The sequence below is a fragment of the Vampirovibrio sp. genome (assembly GCF_041737375.1).
GTDB lineage: Bacteria > Cyanobacteriota > Vampirovibrionia > Vampirovibrionales > Vampirovibrionaceae > Vampirovibrio.
In genome coordinates this window covers 132555-155700 of record NZ_JBGSRV010000018.1, presented here as the reverse complement: position 1 = coordinate 155700, position 23146 = coordinate 132555, and the positions used below count along the sequence as shown (strand labels likewise).

At 50.5% G+C, this 23146-nt stretch carries 18 protein-coding genes and 1 tRNA gene; 9 read left to right on the top strand and 10 right to left on the bottom strand.

Features of this window, described 5'->3' with window-relative positions:
• The first annotated feature begins 89 nt into the window (after window positions 1-89).
• Window positions 90-1211, top strand: a complete 1122-nt coding sequence (locus tag ACEW81_RS12150) for a hypothetical protein (protein ID WP_373533255.1) — start codon at window positions 90-92, stop codon at window positions 1209-1211.
• Between the two features lie 37 nt (window positions 1212-1248).
• On the opposite strand, the gene ACEW81_RS12145 is transcribed toward ACEW81_RS12150, so the two are convergent.
• Window positions 1249-1917, bottom strand: coding sequence for a class I SAM-dependent methyltransferase (locus ACEW81_RS12145; RefSeq protein WP_373533254.1), 669 nt, complete (start codon window positions 1915-1917; stop codon window positions 1249-1251).
• A gap of 360 nt (window positions 1918-2277) precedes the next feature.
• Between ACEW81_RS12145 and ACEW81_RS12140 the strand changes: the two genes are divergently transcribed.
• Both ACEW81_RS12140 and mscL read left to right on the top strand, forming a co-directional pair.
• Window positions 2278-4032: a tetratricopeptide repeat protein gene (locus ACEW81_RS12140; protein ID WP_373533253.1), complete on the top strand. Its 1755-nt coding sequence runs from the start codon at window positions 2278-2280 to the stop codon at window positions 4030-4032.
• Window positions 4033-4117: 85 nt separating this feature from the next.
• The gene (gene mscL / locus ACEW81_RS12135; protein ID WP_373533252.1) at window positions 4118-4546 is read left to right on the top strand and encodes a large-conductance mechanosensitive channel protein MscL; all 429 of its coding nucleotides are present in this window, start codon (window positions 4118-4120) and stop codon (window positions 4544-4546) included.
• Between the two features lie 34 nt (window positions 4547-4580).
• On the opposite strand, the gene ACEW81_RS12130 is transcribed toward mscL, so the two are convergent.
• Window positions 4581-5216: a retropepsin-like aspartic protease family protein gene (locus tag ACEW81_RS12130; RefSeq protein WP_373533251.1), complete on the bottom strand. Its 636-nt coding sequence runs from the start codon at window positions 5214-5216 to the stop codon at window positions 4581-4583.
• An 807-nt stretch (window positions 5217-6023) separates the two neighbouring features.
• On the opposite strand from ACEW81_RS12130, the gene ACEW81_RS12125 reads away from it, so the two are divergent.
• The gene (locus ACEW81_RS12125; protein ID WP_373533250.1) at window positions 6024-6323 is read left to right on the top strand and encodes a hypothetical protein; all 300 of its coding nucleotides are present in this window, start codon (window positions 6024-6026) and stop codon (window positions 6321-6323) included.
• A 225-nt stretch (window positions 6324-6548) separates the two neighbouring features.
• Here the strand turns inward: ACEW81_RS12125 and ACEW81_RS12120 are convergent, their stop codons facing one another.
• Window positions 6549-9506, bottom strand: a complete 2958-nt coding sequence (locus ACEW81_RS12120; RefSeq protein ID WP_373533249.1) for a PAS domain S-box protein — start codon at window positions 9504-9506, stop codon at window positions 6549-6551.
• Between the two features lie 354 nt (window positions 9507-9860).
• Here ACEW81_RS12120 and ACEW81_RS12115 point away from each other — a divergent pair, with 354 nt between their 5' ends.
• Together ACEW81_RS12115 and ACEW81_RS12110 are read left to right on the top strand one after the other, a co-directional pair.
• Window positions 9861-10883 (top strand): 2-hydroxyacid dehydrogenase, encoded by a 1023-nt coding sequence (locus ACEW81_RS12115; protein ID WP_373533248.1) that lies wholly within the window; start codon window positions 9861-9863, stop codon window positions 10881-10883.
• A 67-nt stretch (window positions 10884-10950) separates the two neighbouring features.
• A complete protein-coding gene (locus ACEW81_RS12110) occupies window positions 10951-11265 on the top strand; it encodes a hypothetical protein (protein WP_373533247.1) in 315 nt (104 codons plus the stop codon).
• Here the strand turns inward: ACEW81_RS12110 and ACEW81_RS12105 are convergent.
• From ACEW81_RS12105 to ACEW81_RS12090, 4 genes are read right to left on the bottom strand one after another with little or no spacing between them, the layout of a single operon-like run.
• On the bottom strand, window positions 11262-12032 hold the full coding sequence (locus ACEW81_RS12105; RefSeq protein WP_373533246.1) for a sulfite exporter TauE/SafE family protein: 771 nt from the start codon (window positions 12030-12032) through the stop codon (window positions 11262-11264). The two genes, ACEW81_RS12110 and ACEW81_RS12105, sit on opposite strands and share 4 nt — an antisense overlap.
• A complete protein-coding gene (locus ACEW81_RS12100; protein ID WP_373533245.1) occupies window positions 12029-12796 on the bottom strand; it encodes an MBL fold metallo-hydrolase in 768 nt (255 codons plus the stop codon). The genes ACEW81_RS12105 and ACEW81_RS12100 overlap by 4 nt, the downstream gene beginning before the upstream one ends.
• Window positions 12797-12834: 38 nt before the next feature.
• Window positions 12835-13371 carry a rhodanese-like domain-containing protein gene (locus tag ACEW81_RS12095; protein ID WP_373533244.1) on the bottom strand — a complete coding sequence of 179 codons (537 nt, stop codon included), beginning with the start codon at window positions 13369-13371 and terminating at the stop codon, window positions 12835-12837.
• Window positions 13372-13373: 2 nt separating this feature from the next.
• Window positions 13374-13676 (bottom strand): ArsR/SmtB family transcription factor, encoded by a 303-nt coding sequence (locus tag ACEW81_RS12090; protein WP_373533243.1) that lies wholly within the window; start codon window positions 13674-13676, stop codon window positions 13374-13376.
• Between the two features lie 171 nt (window positions 13677-13847).
• Here ACEW81_RS12090 and gatB point away from each other — a divergent pair, with 171 nt between their 5' ends.
• From gatB to ACEW81_RS12075, 3 genes are all read left to right on the top strand, one after another.
• Window positions 13848-15299 (top strand): Asp-tRNA(Asn)/Glu-tRNA(Gln) amidotransferase subunit GatB, encoded by a 1452-nt coding sequence (gatB, locus tag ACEW81_RS12085; protein WP_373533242.1) that lies wholly within the window; start codon window positions 13848-13850, stop codon window positions 15297-15299.
• A gap of 80 nt (window positions 15300-15379) precedes the next feature.
• Window positions 15380-16600: a phosphoglycerate kinase gene (locus tag ACEW81_RS12080; RefSeq protein ID WP_373533241.1), complete on the top strand. Its 1221-nt coding sequence runs from the start codon at window positions 15380-15382 to the stop codon at window positions 16598-16600.
• 212 nt (window positions 16601-16812) lie between these two features.
• A tRNA-Cys gene (locus tag ACEW81_RS12075) sits at window positions 16813-16886 on the top strand.
• Between the two features lie 171 nt (window positions 16887-17057).
• On the opposite strand, the gene ACEW81_RS12070 is transcribed toward ACEW81_RS12075, so the two are convergent.
• The 3 genes from ACEW81_RS12070 to cysD all read right to left on the bottom strand — a co-directional run bounded on the left by ACEW81_RS12070 (window position 17058) and on the right by cysD (window position 23116).
• A complete protein-coding gene (locus ACEW81_RS12070; protein ID WP_373533240.1) occupies window positions 17058-20048 on the bottom strand; it encodes a GAF domain-containing sensor histidine kinase in 2991 nt (996 codons plus the stop codon).
• 252 nt (window positions 20049-20300) lie between these two features.
• A complete protein-coding gene (cysN, locus tag ACEW81_RS12065; protein ID WP_373533239.1) occupies window positions 20301-22193 on the bottom strand; it encodes a sulfate adenylyltransferase subunit CysN in 1893 nt (630 codons plus the stop codon).
• Entirely contained in the window at window positions 22193-23116 is a 924-nt protein-coding gene (cysD, locus tag ACEW81_RS12060) for a sulfate adenylyltransferase subunit CysD (protein ID WP_373533238.1), read from the bottom strand. Before cysD ends, cysN begins: the two co-directional genes overlap by 1 nt.
• Window positions 23117-23146: the final 30 nt, after the last annotated feature.

Sequence of the window (23146 nt, the reverse complement as noted above, 5' to 3'; positions counted from 1 at the left end):
TGGGAGGGGCCGAGCTTGCCTTGGAATCTGTTAAGATAGGAGTAGATGGCTATTTTCGGGAAACATGGAAAGCGAGTGTTCTGGTTACGATGAGTGAAATTTCCCTGACCGAGCGTTTATCTCCGGTTATTCAGCAGGGGCGGGTGGTGGCCTTTTTTGCGTTCGATATTGGCTATGAAGTGGCTTTGGAGCAGGTGGGCACCATTTTGACCTCCAGCCCGGTACAGCCGTTGAGCCGTAAAAAACAGACCCCCAATTATTTGCAATACACTTATCGCCCCCAAGTTTTGCCTTTGGGCGAAATTGAGGCCTTTGGCGGTTTGCGTGGGGATATTTTGGCCACTATTTTTGATTTTGGGGCGGTCAGTATTTCTTATCACTGGTCGCTGGCCGATGCTGAGGCCAAATTAACCCTGGATGATTTGCCCGGCATTAGCCAGCGGATTTTTGATTTCAATCTGGAAGATCACGCCCGCAAGCAGGTGGAATCGTTAATGGCCCGAATTCGTCCGGCCATTACCCGCCCCGAATTATCAGCGCTGGTAGAGGATTATTACGTATTTGTGCTGGAGCGTTTTGAAACGCCCATGAAGGCCGATGAGTTGTTAAACGGCCATTCAGACACCCTGGCCCAGATCCTTCAGTTTGATACCGATGAACTCAGCCGATCTCAGCGAAATGATGCCTTGTCCAAGGCCATTTCCTACTATGAGCGGGATTTGGTGCTGATCGACTGGAACGCTTCCATTGTCTACGATTCAGATTATGTGGATACCCTGAACGTTTTGGAATTATTAAACGTGGAACTGCTGGAAGCCCGCTATATGGATGCCCAGTTGGACAAGCGCATTAAAAACTATGAAAAACTAAGCCAGAAGCAGGCGGCGTGGTCGTTGCCCTTGTCCATTCCTTATCGCCAGTCCATTAACGAGTTGGCGGAATTGCGCATTGAATCCTCCGTTTTGGCCGAGCGGGTGGATAACTGCCTGAAGCTGATTGGGGATTTGTATCTGGCTCGAGTGTATTCGGCGGCCTCCGAGCAGTTTTACATGCCCACCTGGGATGCTTCCATTTCTCGCAAGCTGGATATTATTGGCAACCTGTACCAGATTTTGACCGATCGGGTCAACAGCTCTCAGGCTCAAACCCTGGAGCTGATTATTATTATTTTGATTGCGATTGAAATTTTTCTGAGCCTGTTCCACCGCTAGCGCTTTTTTATGGCGCAAACGGCTGTGAGTTGCTGCTTTACAGCCTGCGACGGGCCAGGGTCAGGCCATCGCCCACCGGCAGCATGCTTAAGCTAATCCGATCATCGGTTGCCAGCTTTGCGTTCAGCTGGCGAATGGCCACGGTATCCCGATCCTGAATGGCGGGGTCGGCTACATCTCCGCTCCACAGTACGTTGTCAATCAAAATTAACCCACCGGGGCGAACCAGTTTCAGTCCCAGTTCGTAGTAGGTGTCATACCCGCTTTTATCTGCGTCAATAAACATCAGGTCAAAGCGGTTGGCGTGGCCTGAAGCCAGCAAGTCCTGTAAGGTGTGGGTCGCTGCCCCTAGCTTCAGCGTGATTTTATGAGCGACACCGGCTGTCTGCCAATAGCGTTGGGCCATTTGGGTCCATTCTTGGCTAAGGTCACAGGCCACAATCTCGGCATCGGGGGGCATGGCCAGCGCGCAAACCAGGGTGCTATAACCGGTAAAGGTGCCTACTTCCAGCAGTTGACGGGCGCCGGTTAATTCAGCCAGCAAGGCCATAAACTGCCCTTGTTCCGGGGAAATTTGCATGCGTTTAATATCGCCCAGCGAGGCGGTTTCCTGGCGCAGTTGCCGCAAAATATCGGCTTCCCGCAGGGAATGGTTCAAAATGTACTCGTACAGGCGATCATCCACCTGAATGGTGCGATTGGACATGGGGCGGGGCTATCCTTTCTTTCCTCTCTATCCACAAGTAATTATTTTGCCTCAAACAGCCTCTTCAGCACAGTTGGTCAAACGGGTTTTCAACGGGGTTTTTAAACGGCGCATCAGGATAACCTTGTCAGGTTTAATACGTTTGTAATATATTGGGCGGGTCGAATCGTTACATTATTTTCAGGATGTGTTTTCAAGCAGTGCTTTCATTCTGTATCGGGTTTCACCGGTTTCTTTCCTTGCGTTCTCTTCAATCATTCTGCTTTGCCTAAAATGGGAGTTCATTTCGTGGTGTTTAATAGTCGTATGGTTGCTGTCAGGATTTGTTTGACAGTATTTTTGGCGGGATTAACCGGCTTCATGGCCATCACACCTGCGGCGGCCCCGGCCCGAAAGCCGGTTTCTAAACCTGTTGCTGCCCACCGGCCCGCCACTGCTCGCCCTGTTCCGAAAGCGGGAGTAGCCAGATCACCCGTGAAAGCGGCTGCCCCCAATCCCAATGCGTTCATTCAATACATCAACACCGGCAAAGCCGCCTATGAAGCCGGACATTACAAGCAGGCCGAAGCGGACCTGAAAAAATCACTGGCTTTGGGCGCTGCGGTCATGCCGCCGCATCATAAAAATATGGCCATCATCCACAATCTTTTGGGGCTGGTGCAGATGAAATTAAAGCAATACCCGGCCTCCGCCGCTTCATTGAAGCAGGCCATCGCCATTTACAAACGCCCCGAAAATAGCGGCGAACGGACCCGCTTTTTAACATACGCTTATACCATGCTGGGCCAGATGGCCATGTTTGACGGTCGCTTTCAGGAGGCGCAAACTTATTATCGCCTGGCGCTCCCCGAGGCTCAGGCCCTGGCCGATACAACCCGAGTTCAGGAGATTCAAAAGGTATTACAAGATATCGAGCATATTGACGCAGGCCCGGACTACCTGAGTGCGGTGAGCGCCCACGTCACCCGCTGGAGTCACCCGAATCAGCCCATTGTGATTTACATTGCCGATGGGGCCAGCCTGCCCGACTGGCGGGCCTCGAATCAGGCCTTGGCTCAAAGCGCTTTTATGGAGTGGCAACAGGCCATGGGCGTTCGGTTGCGCTTTGAATTCACCGACAATCCCCAGTTGGCTGATATTCAGGTGAATTGGGTGAACCTGCCCATGGAAAATACTGCGGAGCAACAAGCCAGCGGTCATGCCGAACTGCGGAACGGGCTGTGCAGAACCCAGGTGATGAATCAGCTTTTGTTCAAAGACGATATCTCTATCGTGACTCACCATACCGATGGCAAAGCTTATTCCGATGATGTGATCTACAATACGCTTTTGCATGAAATCGGCCATGCCATCGGGCTATTGAATGGCCATAGCCCCACCCCCGGCGATGCCCTTTTTAGCAGCAACCTGTACGAGGACGGGCGACGCAAGCATTTAACCGAACGTGACATTATCACCGCCCACAAACTGTATGATTTACCGGCTGAAATCACCAACCCGCCCGGTATTCATCTGGTTCCCTTCAGTCAGTATGTGGATTTGCGGGTGAACGCTTCCAGCGCTTATAATCGAGGGGATTATACGGTTGCTTTGAACCAGTTTCAGCGGGCTTTGTCCCTTTACGGGCAAGAATCCGAAATTCGGTTTTGGACCGGCATGGCGGCCTGGAAGCTAAATCAGTACGATCAGGCGGCTCCTTATTTGATGGCCGCAGCCAACCAGCCAGGAACCTATCAGGGAGAAGCCCTGAGAATGGCGGGCTCTTCCTTCATTCTTTCGGGACAGCGAGACGAAAAATCTTACGGCAACAGCCAGCTGGCTGAGCAAAAGTACCGCAGCGCGTATCAGTTACTCTCTCAAAGGTTGCCCCATACCCCCATGACCCCTGAAAATGCCAAAGGTATTCAGGATACCTTAAGCTGGTTGAATCAGAGGCTGGCCATGGGTTCGCCCGATGTGATCCAGTGGGCCGGTGGCCACCCCGGTGGTTTTAGCTCTGAAACGTCTGGCAAAAAGAAAAAGCGTGGTTGGTTTGCTTCCCTTTTTGAACCGGCGCCTTATACCAATCAGGTTCCTGTGCAAATCATGATGCCGGGGGGCAGGGCCGGGTATTAAAAAACACCGGGTTTGCCGCTGTAATGGCTTTGGGCCAGCAGAAACGGGTTATACTCTGTGAGTAAGGTAATGAGAAAGGAAGACCATGGGCTTTATTCAGGAATTCAAAGCGTTCGCCGTGAAAGGAAATATGGTGGATCTGGCGGTGGGTGTGATTATTGGGGGGGCCTTTGGCAAGATTGTGACCTCCCTGGTGTCCGACATCATTATGCCGCCTTTAGGCCTGATTACCGGGGGCATTAATTTTGAGGATATGAAACTGGTATTACGCAACGCCGGAGTGGGCGTGAATGGAAAAACCATAGAACCATTGACCTGGAACTACGGCAGCTTTATTCAGCACAGCGTTGATTTTTTGCTGGTGGCCTTGAGTATATTTTTGGTGATTAAGACCATGAACCAGTTACGCCGCTCTGCCCCACCCGAAGTTGAAGTCGTTCCAGAGCCAGAGCCTACGGCTGAAGATGTGCTGTTATTAACCGAAATTCGGGATCTGCTGAAAAAACAGCGCTGAAGAACTGGTCTTGCCAGAAGCCAACCCGCGTTGTCTACTTCATGGAGGTGCGTGGATTTTCCCGAATCCCCAGTATTAATTGATCTTCCTTCAGGGTAATGTCCATGCCCTGGAAAAAATTCATCCCCAGTAGGCCGCTGAGCACCATGTCGTCACCATTACCCAATTCCTGAACCACAACGCTGACTTCAGGCACATTCACCTGACCGATGCTGATATTTTTCAACGTGATCAGCGGGGCGGTAATGGGGCCATTGGCGGTTATTAAAGGGACTTTGGGGGTGTCTTTACTAATAACCACGCCCAGCTTTTGGGCCAGTCGAGGGGTGATGACGGTATAGCTGGAACCTGTATCCACCAGAAAGCTGGCCATCACTTTGCCTTCAATCAAGGTGGGTACCACCAGGCTGGTATCAGCCTGCTCTAGCAGTGGCACAATCACTTGCCGCACAGGTGCATTGTTTTTCAGTTTATACAGGCTTTCACGGGCCAGGTTGGCGATGAGTGGATTGTGGCTTTCACTGGCCAGCCGGTTAAAAAACAGGGTCGCTTCGCTCAACTGAGGGTTTACATCCTGGGCGTTGGCGGGTATTTGCTGCTGGATAGCGGTGAGTGTGGCGGTCAACACCATCAGAAAAAAACCGGCGGTTGCGCTTTGGCGGTTGTTCATTAAAGCACTCCAGTTGAAAGGACCTCTTCAATAAGTCCTTTCGGCCATCTCATTTCTTTCTTTAATCCCCAATCAATAGCAAACCATGGAATGGGACTAACGGGTATCCCCTGTCTGGTTTACACATCCCGAAAAGCTCTGGCACTCTGGGTATACTCCATCGCTCCAATTGCCAATTGCGGATGGTCGCTTAAAAGCCAGCGACGTGGTTCTGAAGAGGCTGAATGCGTTAGCCGCTATGCCGTAGCAATCCCAACAACCGGGTTTCTTTTTAAGCACTGAACCACAAGGATAAACGAAACAGGTTTTGCTCCGTTCCGGTTCTGTACAGGTTTGATTGCTGGGCAAGGAGGGGGGGCTGGAGCAAAGTGTCATAGATTACTTTGCGCTGTTGAAGAAGAGCGGGTACACATTAAATAATAGGGCCTTTCGGGCCGCATGCTTGCAGGGGGGCTTGTCTCGTTTACGGTGCCAGATTGAAAAAAATCGGCATTTTAACCATGCAGGTACTTTATTTCAGTTATTAAAAGTGTATAGTATAGTATGTAACCCTTTGAATACTTTTAATTTTCTCAGGTTAATTAATACCCAGTCAAACTACACTCAAATTCAGGTTTTACTGTTTACTGAACTGTCAGTTACTTTTCCCCAGAGTTCTTGTCAAGGACAAGTGTGGCCCGTTCAAAGCGTCCCTGCATTATAAAAGGTTATCGTTATCCTGTCTAGTGCAGACCTCGCTTTTCACGGACTTGCAGGCAATAATGTCTGTAAACTGAGAGATATTGAATAAAGGTCTTTGTTTTACTTATGTCTATGTTTGATAGGCTTGAATCGCTGTTTCTGGAAATGGAGCAACGCACAGGGCTAAAAAAACACCGTATTTTGCTTGAAGCAGGCATCGATCCTGCTCAGTATCGTGCTTACAAGCGCGCGTCCCGTTGTCTTTCGGATGATATGCTGGATCGGCTTGGAAAATCCTCCCATGTGCACCTTTCCGTGGAGCGCCTTAGGGCCTGGAAGGCCATTGATGAATTTGGGCCTGCTGTTCTTCGGGAAGCCATTCAGGTCCTTGAGGAAGAAGTTTCCCTGGATGTGGACGCGCCTTAGTTTTCAAAAATTTTTTCTTTGCAAGATATTGATCGCCAAAAGAGAGTTTGTTGAAATTTACACCCTGTGAGGCAATGATCCAGTTGGTTGTGATTGTTCTTCTTCTCGCTTGACTGATGAATGGTTGGCGTGTTTTTGCCAGCTCTGGCCACAAAGGCTTCGGTGGCTTTTTGCCGCATCAATTAAATGAATTCTTGTCATAAAGTCGTAAGGAAAAGAAGGCGTTTATTCCTGCTTGAGGTGCTTGGCGCTGAACTGATTTAGGGTTGCGCGCAAGGCCACTGGAATGGAATTTGGAAGCAGCACCACAAAGGTGGAACCCACCCCCACCTCAGAGCGGACCTCCAGTTGGCCCCCATGCATGTCGATCAGTTTTTTGGTGTAGGCCAGCCCCAGCCCTGTGCCTTCCACATGATCATAACTGGCGGTTCCTCCTCTGAAATATTGCTCGAAAATTTCAGGGATTTTTTCGGCAGGAATGCCCACCCCCGTATCTTGCACTTCAATTTTAACAAACTGGGAGTTCGAGGCCTCCTGAATGCGTAGCCACACTTGCCCTTCTTTTTTGTTGTATTTGATGGCGTTGCTGACCAGATTCAGGATGATTTGTGGCAAGAATCGAGGATCGGCCTCAATGCCCAGTAGATCGGGCTGAATGTCATAGTCTACGGTAATGCCTTTATCCTCAGCCAGCACCTGGATAACCGGCATGAGTCCATCCAGTAAGTTTTGAATAGCAATCCATTCCAGGTTTAAAATCAGTTGTCCGGCATCCATTCTGGCTTTGTCCAGAATGTCGGTGACCATGGCCCGAAGTTGAGCAGTGCCTTCCGAGATGTAATTGAGCATTTGTTGTTGATTGGGTGTGAGGTGCTTGGCCTGTTGGCTTAAAATCTGGATAAAGCGTGCCATGGCCGACAATGGATTTTTGAAATCATGGGCCACAAAGGCCAGCACTTCTGATTTGAGCCGGTTGGCTTCTTCCGCTTCACGCTTGGTCGCTTCCAGCTCCTGTGTTCTTTCAGCCACACGCTTTTCAAGCATCTCATTGAACTGGCGCAGCATCATTTCCGCATTTTTACGCTCAATCGCAATGGCAATAATATTGGAAACGGCTTGCAAAAAGGTGACTTCTTCCGTTTCAAAATGACGCGGCTGGGTGGTGTGAACACTTAAAACGCCGTAAGGCTTTTCGGGCGCCTCGCCGTGAATGATGACGCTGACGCCGCTGACAGCCTGATGGGCCAGCAATAAATCGGGGGCCTTAAATCGGGTTTCGGTGCGAATGTCTTCCACAATAACCGGCTCATCCATCAGCAAGGCAAACCCGGCTTGTGAATCAAGACCTGCCGGTATCAGGGCCTGTCCCACCAGATCCTTCTTCCAGCCCCATCCGGCCTTCAGCAAAAATTCCTGACCCGATGGTTGTAACGCCAAAACGGTGCATAACTGCGTTTCAAGTGCTTGTGCGGTTAGTGTGGTGGCATGGGCCAGTAGTGGATCGATTTCAATGCCGCTGAGGGCATGCTGGCTTAAATGCGAAAGTATTTTTTGACGGTAGGCGTTGGCTTTTAAGCTTTCCTGAGCTGTTTTTAGCGGGGTAATATCATGATGAATGGCGATATATCGAACCGGAACGTTGTTTTCATCCATAAAGGGGTAAATGGTGCTATCAACCCAGTAAAAGCTGCCGTTTTTGGCCCGGTTTTTAAATTCCCCTTTCCATATTTTGCCCTGGTTAATGGTTTGCCAGACCCCTTGAAAAAAGGATGGGGGGTGATAGCCCGAATTGACCAGTTGGTGGGTTTGGCCAATCAGTTCTTCCTTGCTGTAGAGGGAGATGGTGCAAAATGCCTGATTGACATTGGTAATGACCCCTTTGTTATCGGTGGTTACTACAATAGAAGCCGCATCCAGCGCTTGCCGAATGTGGGTGAGCTCCAGAATGGAGGCTCGTAGTGATTCTTCCATGTTTTTTTGCCGGGTCAAATCCTGAATGACTTTGGAAAAGCCGATGAATGTCCCTTCCGGACTAAACAGTGCTGTGATGGTACATTTGGCCCAAAACAGAGTGCCATTTTTTCGAAGGCTCCAATGGTTCAGTTCCAGATTTTTCTGTTCCAGCGCTGCTTTCAAGTGTTGTGTGGGAAGATCACAGGCTTTCTCACTGTCGGTGTAAAACACGGAAAAGTGCTGTCCCATAATTTCAGAGGCCGAATAGCCTTGAATTCTTTCTCCGCCTTCATTCCAGGTGGTAATGATTCCGTGGGGGTCCAGCATGTAAATGGCGTAATCCTGAACGGCGGAAACCAGCAGGCGAAATCGGGTTTCGCTAATTTTGGCCAGTGTTTCAGCTTGCAAGCTGTTTTCAAAAAAATGGGCCAATTTTAAAGACAGGCCAATCACCAGAATGGAAAGCGCAATGGTTGAAAACTCAAAGCCCATAACCAATTCAGCGGTGTACATGTTTTGAGGCATGAAGGCTTGAAACAGATTGATCGTGCTCAGTCCGGCCAGGGCGATTAAAAGACCAGCGGCCAAGCCTATCCAGGATAAGCCTTTGATTTTTAGCGCCGGAGAAAATAAAGGAGACAGTACACCGCCACTTGCTATTGAGTATTGCAACAAGGCTGAACTGACACCGATCAAAGCAACACCGGTGGGCAATGCTTGAATGAAACTAAACAGAACGGGCACTTTGAACCAGTGCCCAATGAAGGCGAAGATGGTGGATTCCAAAATGAAAAGTCCGGCCAGTTCGGCAAGGCCAGTGCACCACCAGCTTTGTGGAAAGCGTTGTAAAAGCAGAAGGCCCATAGAGGCCAGTAAGAGCTGAATGGCGGTTAAAAATGCCATGGGGATTTGCGGGAAATCTTGAACCAGGGGTTGCAGTATTTGAAAGCGAGACAAGTAGAAATAATGCACCATATTGGAAAGCGCGATGCTCAGGGTGACTACGAGTAACCCGATGCTGAGTTGAAACAAAATCCGGTTTTTCCGGGTTTCCCCGTTTTTAAGCACTGCGGCCCTGGAGTCCAGCATCATGCTGGCCCCCATGCACAAAAAGCAGATGGCGGCGTGAAAGGAGATGTCTTTGTAAGGGGTGAGGGTAAAGCTTTTGAGGAGAGGAATATTCCATTCTATGCCAATGAGGCTAGCCGCCCCAATGGTGAACACCACCATTCCGCTCACTAAAAAAAAATAATTTTGATTTGTAGCCATCGCCGGGTCGAGGTTCAGCTGGCCAGCAAGCGTTGGATTTTCATTCAAGCGGTAAAACGTTTTATGGTTGACGATCTTCAATGGAACTTGCCCTCGTGATAGCCTTAAACGGTTCCATTATGCTCACACAATCCTGAATGATGGTAGCGGGTTGTATGGCCTTGCTGTTTAGGCAAAGGGTTGAGTTTGAAAATGGTAAGGTTAACCAAGGCCAGATTTGAGAAGATACAGGTGCCTGCATAAAAAGTTATTATGGTCTTTTCAGGGCAGCCTGAAATCACCCATCCGGGTATGATCACCCATAGGAGGACCGCCATGCGTGTTGCCATATTTAGTGTGAAACCCTACGACAAAGAGTATCTGGAGAAAATGAATGAGCCTTTTCAGCATGAGCTGACTTTTTTCGAGGCTCGCCTTAGTGCCGAGACGGTTTCCTTGGCCAGTGGGTTTGAGGCGGTTTGCCCTTTTGTGAACGATCAGCTGGATGCCCCTATTTTAAAAACCTTGGCCCAGAATGGTACCCGCTTGCTGGCCTTGCGCAGTGCGGGGTTTAATCATGTGGACCTGAAAGCGGCGGAAGCCAATGGCCTGACTGTGGCTCGGGTGCCTGCCTATTCTCCCTACGCCATTGCCGAGCATACGGTGGGTTTGATGCTGGATTTAAACCGCAATATTCACCGGGCCTACAACCGGGTGAGAGAAGGCAATTTTAGCCTGGATGGCTTAATGGGTTTTGACATGAATGGCAAAACGGTGGGCATTGTGGGCACCGGCAAAATTGGGGCCATTGTGGCCAATATTCTCAAAGGCTTTGGTTGCCAATTGCTGGCTTACGATCCCTACCCCAATTCAGACTGCATTGCCTTGGGCGTACGCTATACCAGCTTGGAAACCCTTTATAAGGACGCCGATATTATTACCTTACATTGCCCGTTAACCCCGGATAGCAGGCATCTCATCGATGATCAGGCCATTGCCCAGATGAAGGATTCTGTGATGCTGATTAACACCAGCCGAGGGGCGGTGGTGGATACCTCTGCGGTTATTGCCGGATTGAAGTCTGGAAAAATCGGGTATCTGGGGCTGGATGTGTATGAAGAAGAAGCGGATCTGTTTTTTGAGGACTTGTCGAACCGAGTCATTCAGGATGACTTGTTTCTGCGGCTGCTGACTTTCCCCAATGTGATTATCACCGGGCATCAAGCGTTTTTTACCCATGAAGCCATTGCCCATATTGCCCATACTACCCTGAAGAATATTCAGGATTTTGAGCAGGGTTCGCTGGCTACGGAAAACCGGGTGCTGCCCGAAGAAAAACTGGCGGTATCTCACGGTTAACTTAATACTGTTCAGGGCGGAAACTTGTTACTGGATGAGGTTGTTAAGGTAGGAAGGGAATATCATCATGATTGGAAAAGAACTGATCCGGTTTTTCAAGCCGGGCCTTTGCCAAAATATTTTGACCAAAGAGGACAAAGTAAAACAGCCTCATCACTCCAAAACCAGCTGGCCCAGAGATTCTTATCGATCGGATTTAAACAGGCAGAAGCCAATAAAAATCCACAGGGAAGCCACGCCTGAAGAGAAGGCCGCCAAGCAGGCCGCTGACTATTTTCAGGAAGCCAATCTGGCCCAGAAAAAATCGGCTTTAAAAACAGGAAATGCGCCTTTGGTGAAGAAGAAAGTCTGGTTTTTGGAAGATTTATTGAGAAACAATTAATGAATGGGTGGGTTGAAGAAAAGCAGGACCGCAATGAGCAGTAGCAGCAGCGCAAATCCTTGCTTCAGTTTGGCTTGACTGATTTTAAAGCTGAGCTGAAAACCCAGCAGGCTGCCCAGCAACGTGGCCCCGATCAGCACGCCGACCACCGGTTGGGTTAAGGGCAATTGTTGCCAGTAACCCAACATGCCCGCAGAGGCGTTGATGGTAATAATGAGCAACGAGGTGGCGATGGCTTTGCGGGGCTCCAGTTGGCGAACCATAATGAGGGCGGGCACAATTAAAAAACCGCCCCCCACGCCTACCAGGCCGGTTAACACCCCAATGGCCAAGCCGGTGCCCACCAGTGCCAGGCGTTGAAGCACAGTGGGTGGCATGGGGCCATCTGGCAGGGTGGCCGAACTGGCGGATATGCCGGGTTGAAGCAAGCGCCACACCGAAATCAGAATTAAGGCAATCAATAGATACAGCAGAACGCCGGGTGGCACACTGGCCGAAAACTGGCTGCCCACGGCGGCCCCCAAGCTCCCAGACGCCCCCATCCAGAAAGCGGATTGCCAATCCACCTGCCGCTTAATGGCGTATAAAACCAAACTGGGCAAGGCCCCCACCAACACCAGCAGTAAGCTGGTGCCCACCGCCATGGCAAATGAAAAGTGAAAAACGTACAACAAAATGGGAATGCTGATTAAGGCCCCACCCCCGCCTAGCAAGCCCAGTACTGCCCCAATCATCAGCCCCCAGCCCAGGGCGCTTAGCCAGATCATTGGGTGTTTACGTTCAGGTAATAGGCCAAATCATCGGGCTTTTCCTGAGAGGCGTAATGGGTTTTCATTAAGGCCGCAAAGGCGTCTGGCTCAGCAATACCCAAGCGAGAATTTTGAGCCCTGACTTCGGCAATGCTCAGGCTGAGCTGGTGGTTGTAATCATGCCCCGGATGCAACCGGAAGTGTGCCGGGAATTCCGCGATTTTGTGGATGGACTGATACTGCTGATGGGCATTTCCGCCCGGTAAATCGGTGCGTCCACTGCTTTGGTTAAATAAACTGTCTCCCGTAAACAGGTGTTCGCCAATTTGCAGGGTCATCAGATCCGGGGTGTGTCCGGGGGTGTGCATCATGCCAACTTGAATTCCGGCGATGGTTCTTTCCGAATCCTCTAAAATCCGTTCGGTGACCGCACTGGCCGGGGCCTTGTGATGCATGAGGTAGGGGATTTTGAATAGTTGATTCAAAACAGGCCCTGCCGTGGCATGCTCGGCATGGGTGTGGGTGTCGATCACTGCTACCAGCCGTAGGGCTTCCCGATTCAGGGTTAACAGATAGGAGCCCAGAATTTCCAGATCCGGGTCAATTAAAAACGCTTCTCTGGAATCCCGGTTGACCACCAGATAAGAGAGGTTTCCCTCCCCGCTCCAGAAGGGAACCATATCGGCGTTCTGGTCGGTAAAAATTTCCACCGGGAAATGCTGGTAGTGCAAGGCGATATAGGGTGAAACACTGGGGCTAACTGGCGTTTGAACACTGATCATAAAAATCCTTTCCTCATTCCCAAAAAAATGAATATCAGTTACAAGGGCAGATTACAAGAAGGATTGCCTTCCGGGTTCGGTTGAGCGGCAGGACGATTCCAGGGCAACTTTCCCAGCAGACTTGCCATGAGGCAGGTGTTGGTGAATCCGGCCACCAGCATGCCCAAGCCCGCAATCAGGGCTAGAAAGGCCACGGGCTTATAAAGCAGGCCACTCAATACCATAACGCCCACTATGATTTGTACTTGCTGCATAATACTAAATCCAGTGTTCATGCGCTGTGTTTCCCGTTGCGCTTTTTTCCAGCCCATCAGGCCTCCGGCCAGCAGTTGCACATTGGGGAGTCCCCATTGTTCCAGTTGCTGGCAAGCCTGACTGGCCCGGTTGCCACTGCGGCAACTGACGATGACTTTGGGCTGAGACTTTAGCCGCTCCAACGCATTGGCCAACTGGTTTAACGGAATATTTTGAGAGCCTGGAATATGCTCCTGCCTAAACTCGTCCACGGCGCGCACGTCAATAATGGCGGCGATATCCTGAGGCTGAACCGCTTGGGGTTCCACAATACTGGGCATGGTTAGGACTCCTTGACTTCATAATCGGGACAGTAAATATCTTGCAGTAATTGCAAAAGCTGGAACATGCGTTCATCTTTCACCCGGTAAAACACTTGTGTGCCTTCCCGTCGGGCCACTAAGACCCCTTTGTCCCGCATGTTGCCTAAGTGGGTGGACATATTGGACTGGGAGGTGCCTACCGCCAGTTCCAGCGCCTGAACCGATTGTTCACCGTCTTTAAGCACACACAAAATGGCCAGCCTCACCGGGTTGGAGAGGGCCTTCAGGCACTGGGTGGCTTGTTCGATTTTGCTCATATCCATGAGTGGGAAAGCCTCTTTAAATATCTTACTATCATAATATCATGATTTTTAGATATTTAAAGGGGCCAGATTGCCTGGCCCTATCTCCGGCAGAAACCGGGCTTGGACTCCGGTTTGTGTCCCCGGTATAATGGGGCCTTACAACCTGTTAAATAGGAGGCACCATCCCGAATGGCCATTCAAGCACCCGCTAAATACGAAACCGTGATCGGTCTGGAAGTACACGTCCAGCTAAAAACCGACTCCAAGCTTTTCGACGCGAGTCCCAATGCCTTCGGAGATCAGCCCAATATTAACATTGACACCCCTTGTTTGGGCTTGCCGGGAGCCTTGCCGGTGTTAAACGAGCGGGCCGTGGAATACGCCATTAAATTGGGGCTGGCGCTGGATTGCACCATCGCCAAAGTTACCAAGTTTGACCGCAAGCAGTACTTTTACCCGGATTTGCCCAAGGGTTACCAGATTTCCCAGTACGATTTCCCCATTTGTGAACACGGCACCATTACCCTTTCCAACGGGCGAAAAGTGCGTGTGTTGAGAGCGCATCTGGAAGAAGACGCCGGAAAGCTGGTGCATGCCGGTGCCATGGGCCTGGCGAATTCCGATTATAGTTTGGTGGACCTGAATCGGGCGGGCTGTCCGCTGGTGGAAGTGGTGTCAGAGCCGGATATCCGCTCGGCGGAAGAGGCTCGTGAATACATGCAGCAAATTCGCAACATTGTGCGCTATCTGGATGTGTGCGACGGCAACCTGGAAGAAGGCTCCATGCGGTGTGACGCCAACGTGAGCATTCGTCCCTATGGGGCTACGGAATATGGCACCAAAACCGAAATTAAAAACATGAACAGCTTTCGCTCGGTGCAGCGGGCCATTGAGTCTGAAGTGGCCCGGCAGACCGAGATTATTGAATCGGGCGGTAGAATTACCCAGGAATCCCGTTTGTGGGATGAAGCCACTCAGTCCACAAAAACCATGCGCAGCAAGGAAGAAGCGCATGATTACCGTTATTTCCCCGATCCCGACTTGCGCCCGTTGGCCATTGCCGATGAGTACGTTGAGCATTTGCGTCAAACCCTGCCAGAGTTGCCCCACCAGCGTTATGCCCGCATGATCAGCGGCTTTGGTCTGAGCGATTATGACGCCGGGGTGATGGTTGAATTTAAGGAAATGGGCGACTTTTTTGAGTTGGCCGCTGAGCATACGGATAATTACAAGGCCATTTCCAACTGGATTCAGGGCGACATCACCGCCTATCTTAAAAATAACAAAGTTTCCATTTTTGAAACCAAGCTGTCTCCCAAGGCGTTGGCCGACCTGGTTCATTTTGTGGACAAAAGCGTGATTAGTTCCGCCATGGCCAAAAAATTAATGCCTGAATTGCTAGAGCTGGGTGGTGAGCCTGAGGCCCTGATTCAGCAAAAAGGTCTGGCTCAAATTTCGGATGAAGGCGCTTTAAGGGGCCTGATTCAGAAGGTGATTGATGGCAATCCTGCCAATGTAGAAGCTTATCGGGCGGGCAAGGACAAGTTGTTTGGCTTTTTTGTGGGCCAGGTCATGAAGGAAAGCAAAGGCTCCGCCAACCCGGAACTGGTGAACCAGTTGCTGAAGGAAATGTTGGGCTAGTTGGCCTTGCGATTCAATCTCTCTCAGTGTTTGTAAAACGGGGTCATTTATAACAATGGCCTGGAAGGTGGATATTACCCATGAAAAAATTAACCATTCAGGATATTCAGGATTGGGCCGGAAAACGGGCCTTAGTGCGTGAAGATTTTAACGTTCCGCTGAACGACAGTTTGGACATTACGGATGACACCCGGATTCGGGAAGCGTTGCCCACCCTGGACTATTTGACCAGCCGGGGGGCAAAGGTGGTAATCATGAGTCATTTGGGCCGTCCCAAAGGCAAGCCTTCCGCCGAGTTTTCACTAGGGCCGGTGGCCAAGCGCTTGCAGGAACTATTGCCCGAAACAAAAATTGTGGCCAATACCCAGTCTGTTTCTGAAGAATTTGAGCAGATTGCCCAAGCCATTGAGGCCATGCCCAATGGCAGCATTTTACTGCTGGAAAATATGCGCTTTGAGCCGGGAGAAGAGAAGAATGATCCTGAACTGGCCCAAAAGCTGGCCCGTTTTGGGGACGTGTACGTCAATGACGCCTTTGGCACCGCTCACCGGGCGCATGCCTCCACCGAAGGAGTTGCCCATCATCTGAAACCCAAAGTGGCTGGCTTGCTCATGGAGCGGGAAATCAAGGCCTTATCGGAAACCCTGAGCAGTTCTGAACCCTTAACCGCTGTGATTGGGGGCAGTAAAATTTCCACCAAAATTACCGTGCTGGAAAATTTGCTGGATAAAGTGACCCATTTGGTGATTGGTGGCGGCATGCTGTTTACCTTTTTAAAGGCTCAGGGCAAGCCGGTGGGAAACTCTTTGGTAGAGGATGACTATGTGGCGATGGCCAAAACCCTGTTGACCAAAGGCGGCTCCAAAATTGTACTGGCTGAAGATATTGTGGTGGCCGACGGATTTAAGGCGGATGCCAAGCATCAGGTGGTTTCTGCCGACGCTATTCCCGATGGCTGGATGGGGCTGGATATTGGCCCTAAATCCATTCAGCGCTTAACCGATATTTTGAGCGAAAGCCCGGTGGTGCTGTGGAATGGCCCCTTGGGGGTGTTTGAGTTCCCGGCTTTTGAGCAAGGAACCCGCCAAGTGGCTGAAACGCTTGCTGTTTGCACCGAATCGGGAAAAACCCGCAGCATTTTGGGGGGCGGCGATACGGTGGCGGCCATTGAGCAGTTTGGCATCGATCCCAAACGCTATACCCATGTGAGTACCGGCGGCGGCGCCAGTCTGGAGTTTCTGGAAGGGAAAACCCTGCCAGGTATCGCTGTGCTGGATGAGGCCACGGCCCCGGTGCATTAAATACCTTTCCATTAAAACTTTTCCGCCTTTAGGCTCAAGCAGGCTGGCAATCAATGCCAGTCTGTTTGTTTTTTTATTTCAAGTTTTCCATGGGCAATATTTTGATGTTTTATTTTTAATACATCTGTTTGAGTGGCTGAGCGGCACGTTTGAAATTTTCCGTCTCTACACTTGATTTTTGGGCCGATTCAGCCTATTGTTAACGGAAGAACGGCGGCATGGCCAAGTGGTAAGGCAGGAGTCTGCAAAACTCTCACCCCCAGTTCGAATCTGGGTGCCGCCTCCAAAAATTTTGAAAGGGCTTCGGCCCTTTTTTATTGGGAAAATTTTTGCAGGGGCTGCTGAGCTGTGGATCACTTCTGGATCATCAAACACTTAGTATGCGCCATTGTGCCATCAATCAATCCCTTTGGGTGGGCCGCCAAGGTGATTTTTTTAGAGTGGCGCCTGAACGGTGCTAGGCAATAGACAAGGGTAGTTTAACCAGAAAAGTGGTGCCTTTTCCAGGCTCACTGGTGGCCTCAATGCTGCCGTGATGACGCTCCACAATGCGTTTGCAAATGGCTAAGCCTACGCCCGTTCCTGGATAAACACTTTTGGAGTGCAAACGTTCAAAAATATTGAAAACCCGGTTTGCCTGCTTTTGATCAAATCCAATGCCATTGTCCTTGACTTGAATCTCGCAATCCTCCTCACTGAGGTTGGCTGTAACACTGATTCTTGGCAGGTTGCCCTCTGGCTGAAATTTCAGCGCGTTCTCAATCAGGTTGTGGAACAACTGTCGTAACTGGTCGGCGTCGCCTTGCACCATGCACATAGGGCTTATTTTAACTTGTGCTTTTTTATCCTGAATCAACCCCGATAAATCGGCCTTGACTTCCAGCAGCACGTTGTTCAGCTCCACCGGCGCAAAAGCTTTTTTGCCTTTGGCGATTTGAGACAAGGCCAGCAAGTCATTGATTAAATCCTGCATGGACTCTACTGATTTTTGAATCCGGTTGATCAGATCCTGGCTTTCTGCTTTTAATATTTCCGCTTCGTTTTGCTTGAGTTGATCAATGAATATTCTCACCTTACGCAGTGGGGCCTGCAAATCGTGGGAGGCAATGGTGGCAAATTGATGCAGATCCAGATTACTTTGTTCCAGGTCAGCGGCATATTTTTTTAACATATTTTCGCTAGCGGCCAAAGCCTCATTGATGGTTTTTGTGTCTGCCTGCGCCGCTTCCGCAATACCTTGAGCTGCTTCGGCAATGGCTTGAGCGGCTTCAGCCTCTTCTTTGGATAATTCCGCTTTTATCTGGGCAACTTTAGCAGCTTCTCTGGAAGATTCCGCCTCTACTTGGGCGGATTTGGCGGCTTCTCTGGAAGATTCCGCCTCCACTTGGGCGGATTTGGCGGTTTCTCTGGAGCTTTGAAGATTGCTTTCGGTCTGTTTTCGTTTAATGGCCATCCCCAATACGTTGGCAATGGCTTCCACAAAGTGGATGTCATCCTGAGAGAACCAACGGGGTTCTTTGGCATGAACCGCCAGAAGGCCATACGGTTTCTCATGGGCGTAGCCATAAATGGTAACGGTCATGCCACTCATTACGCGATGATCCTGTAAAAATGGCATGCCGGTAAAGCGGGTTTCTGACTCAAAATTATTGACCACAACCGCTTTATGAGAAGCCAGCGTATAGCCCGCTTGCGACTCCAGGTTGGCATCTACAGTGGCATGCCGTGTTAGCCCGTGTTGCAGGCCATGCCCGGATGCCAGCTTAAAGTTTTTTTGTTCCGGCCGGTATTCTAAAACGTTGCAGTATTCCATTTTTAATATTTCTGCCACGAGTTCGACGGCCTGATCAATGAGGATGATTAAATCCACACCCAGCAGTCCTCTTTGGCTCAGTTCGGCTACCCCTTTTTGCTGATTGGCTTGAACCCTGGATACCTCATAACGGTTGGCCTGGTGAATGGCAACCCCAAGTTGTCCCGCCGCGGTTTGAATTAATTTTTTCTCCTCGGTGGTCCAGCTACGTTTTTGATGGCACTGGTGCAAAAATAGAATGGCCAGCACTTCTCCCTGATAGGTGATGGCGCACCCCACCCCGGATTGAACCTGAATGGTTTTCAGGTAGGCTGTAATTTCCGGGTAAAAGCCGGGGGTGTCTGGATCAAAATCAATGGGTTTGGCTTGGGCCACCAGTTGTTCTAACCACTCTGGTGCTTTGGATAATTGTTGCTGGGTGCCAATCATGGAAGGCAAATCATCAGAGGAAAGATACTCTCGGCTGGGAGGGGATAATTGTTTTGAATCGAATTGATAACGGGTAATGAAGCACCGATCCGCTTCGAGATTGATGCCCAGCTCATTCACAATTTTTTCAAAAATTTCTACCAAGTTCAGCGAACTTCGCACGGCCTGGAGGATTTGCTGGATGACCCGTTCCCGCTCGATGCCTTGTGACTGTTGCAGCCCTTGGCACGCCGCCTGATTAAAGTACTGGGCGGCCCGCAAGGCCAGCGCTTTGGTGAGGATGGCAACCGTAATGGTTGCCAGAATAAAGCTGACATAAGAGCGCCTGTAGGCCAGTTCCTCTAAAAGCCTGCGAGGTTCAATTAGTTGCGCAATGCTATTAATGCCATAGGCCAGTATGAATAAACCAATGGCAATGGCCGCATACACAATCCAGCGTACTTTGGGAATGGGAGAAATGATGGGGTGCAGTATGCCCTGATACGGGATTGTGCTGATTAAAGTGAAAATGCTGACTAGAAAATAAACCACCGTATCGGGCAAGGTCATATTAAAGTTATATAGCACCGGTAAGTCGTAATAATAGCTAAAAATGCCTATTAAACTCAGGTTCCATACAAAAAGCGCCGGTAAACCCACCAGGTACACCACGGTAATTTGCGAACGCCAATAGCGCTTGAAGGCATAAATAACGCCAGCGCTTATTAGCAGGCATAACGCCGAAATAAATGAAGGAGAACTTGTGGTATCCGGTGTGTTTCGGGCAAATAGGTTTAATAAATTAAAATGTTCACTGGCCAGATCCAGTAGTACAAAATAAAATCCAATGCCCCCTGCAATCAACAAGGAAACGTTACGAACAAGTTTCAACCATCGGGATTCTGGAGACGTTTGTGGATCACTTCCGGTGCTTAGTAGCATGGCTACGCCCAGAAATAATAAGCCAACCGTAATCAGGGATGGTTCATACGCACTAAACTCGTAGAGGGCTTGCAGCCAGGGGAGTTCCACAAAATATCCCAAAGCGCCGACCAGTCCAATCGCGGTAACCAGCCCTCCCATGACTCGGGTTGGTTGGCGAAAGGTCGGGATCACCGGTTTTTCAGTTTGGTTGATGGAAGGGATAACCCCCAAGCCACCGTGCTGATGCTTTTTGTTCGCTGTGGACAGTGCTGAGTTTTGTTCTGCGGTGGTGGTTTTTGTCACTTTGCCCTTTCTTAAATCAAGCATTCGCTTTATTTAAGCATTTAATAGTGGGCTCATTGTATACCTAACAGGATAAAAAGCAGCAAAGCGTTTATAGCCCATTGGGGCTTTTTTTATAAGAATTATGAATGGAAGCTGGCGCCTTATCAAAATGCCGGATTTAAAAAAACGGTCGCTATTTTTAAGGGAACGCAGGTACTTCGCAACGCGTTCCTACGCTAAGCGAGTGGCGTCATTCAGCGAATAGCGTAATTAATGCAGGGTATCCATAATTTGCTGTACGCATAACTCAACGGAGCCAGCGGTGTTATAAACATGCACATCCGGGATTTGGGGAGACTCGTAGGGGCTGTCAATGCCGGTAAAATTTTTCAACTCGCCACGCCGTGCTTTGGAATACAACCCCTTGGTGTCTCTGCGCTCACACTCTTCCAGCGGGGTATCCACGAACACTTCCACAAACTCACCGGGTTCAAATAATTCTCGGGCCAGCCTGCGTTCCGCCTGATAAGGGGAAATGAAGGCCACCAGCACAATCAGTCCGGCATCCACCAGCAGCTTGGAGACTTCCGCCACCCGCCGAATATTTTCTACCCGATCGCCAGCCGTAAAGCCCAGATCCCGGTTCAGGCCGTGGCGAATGTTATCACCATCCAAAATATAGGTGTGCCTGCCATCGGCATGCAGTCGTTTTTCGACCAGATTGGCCAGCGTTGACTTGCCAGAACCAGAAAGCCCGGTAAACCAGACGCATCGGGGCCGTTGGGCTTTCAGGGCCGCTCGGGCCTGCTTGTTAATTTCCAGCGCCTGCCAGTGAATATTGGAAGCCCGCCGCAGGGCAAAATCGATCATGCCCACCCCCAGCGTTTCAAAGCTCAGGCGATCAATCAGAATAAGGGAGCCGAGGGTGCGGTTCACGGCGTAGGGTTCAAAGGGGACAGCTTGGTTAAAGCTGATGTTGACCAGCGCAATTTCGTTCAGCCCCAACTGTTTGGCCGCCAAATGCGCCCCGGTGTTGATATCTTCCAAATACTTGATTTCGGTAATGGTGGCGGTGACTTCCTTGCAATGAATTTTGGCCAGATAGCTCCGCCCCGGCAACATGGGGGTTTCCGACATCCAGATTAAGCGCACCTCAAACTGATCGGCCACTTGCGGCAGATGCTCGCTGGCAACAATCACATCCCCCCGACTGACATCCACTTCATCGCTCAGGGTTAAGGTTACCGAATCTCCTCGATGGGCTTCGTCCCGGTTGTGGGGCCAGTCCACAATTTCCGCAATGCGGGTTTCACGCCCGGAGGGCAGTACTCTAACCGCATCGCCCGGACGGACGCTACCGGAAGCGATACGCCCGCAAAATCCCCGAAAATTCAGGTGGGGCCGGTTCACCAGTTGCACCGGCATGCAAAAAGGCGTTTGGGTAGCGGTGGGGGTTACCTCTACCGTTTCCAGATAACGCATGAGGCTCGGCCCTGAGTACCAGGGCATCTGTGCGCTGTGGGTCATCACCAGATCGCCGGTTAGCGCGGAAATGGGGATGGCCTGAATGGATTGAAACGCGCAATGGGCGCTGGCAAAGCGCTGATAATCCGCCACGATGGTTTCAAAAACGGTGGGATCAAAGTGCATGAGATCCATTTTGTTAACCGCCAGCACCACGTGTTGAATGCCCATCATGGAGACAATTCGGGAATGGCGCTTGGTTTGAGTCAGTACCCCTTTGCGGGCATCCACCAGAATAATGGCCAGAGAAGCGGTGGAGGCTCCGGTGGCCATATTGCGGGTGTATTGCTCATGCCCCGGTGTGTCGGCCACAATAAAACGGCGCTGCTCGGTGGCGAAAAAACGGTAGGCCACATCAATGGTAATGCCTTGCTCTCGTTCGGCCTGTAAGCCGTCCACCAGTAACGCCAAATCCATGGTTTGGCCCTGAGTGCCAAACTGCCGGGAATCGCTTTCCAAGGCCTTCAGCTGGTCATCAAAAATGCCTTTGGCGTCATACAAAAGCCGTCCAATCAGGGTGGATTTGCCATCATCCACACTGCCGCAGGTGATGAAACGCAATAAGGATTGCGGGGGGTGAGGATTCATCAGGGTTTCGGGAAGTTCCGGTGTTTTGGTTTCAGACGAGATCATGGCCATTAGAAATAGCCCTCCTGCTTTTTTTTCTCCATGGAGCCAGCCTGATCGTGATCAATCAACCGGCCTTGTCGCTCTGAGGAACGGGCGCCCAGCGTTTCGGCAATAACCGCTTCCAGTGTGGTGGCCGTGCTTTCCACGGCTGCGGTCAGTGGATAGCAACCCAGGGTTCTAAATCGAACCATTCGCATTTCCGGGGTTTCACCAGATTCCAGAGGCAAGCGATCATCGTCCGCCATAATCAGCAGGTTGCCCCGCCGCACCACCGGACGCTTTTGGGCCAGATACAAAGGCACAATGGCAATATTTTCCCGGTAAATATATTGCCAGATATCCAGCTCAGTCCAATTGGAGAGCGGAAACACCCGCAAGCTCTCACCCGCTCGCAAGCGTGTATTGTAAAGCGTCCACAGTTCGGGGCGCTGCATTTTGGGATCCCATCGGTGGCCCGCTGATCGAAACGAGAATATGCGCTCTTTGGCCCGTGATTTTTCCTCATCCCGCCGAGCGCCCCCGAACACGATGTCAAAGCCATGCTGGTTTAAAGCCTGCTTTAGCCCTTCGGTTTTCATCACATCCGTATAGTAGGATGAGCCGTGTGTAAAGGGGTTGATGTTTCTGGATACCCCTTCTTCATTCACATGCACAATCAGTCTTAAACCGCTTTCGGCGGCCACCCGCTCACGATGCTCATACATTTCCCGAAATTTCCAGGTGGTATCCACATGCAGCAAGGGAAATGGCGGCGGGGCTGGATAAAACGCCTTTCGGGCCAAGTGCAGCAACACCGAGGAATCCTTGCCAATCGAATACATCAGCACCGGGTTGATGCCGGTGGCAGCCCCTTCCCGAAAAATTTCAATGGCTTCCGATTCCAGCTCATTCAGCGAATTGGAGGATAGGTTGGGTAATAAATGGGTCGACATCTTGTTCACACGCTCTCTCATCAAACGTTC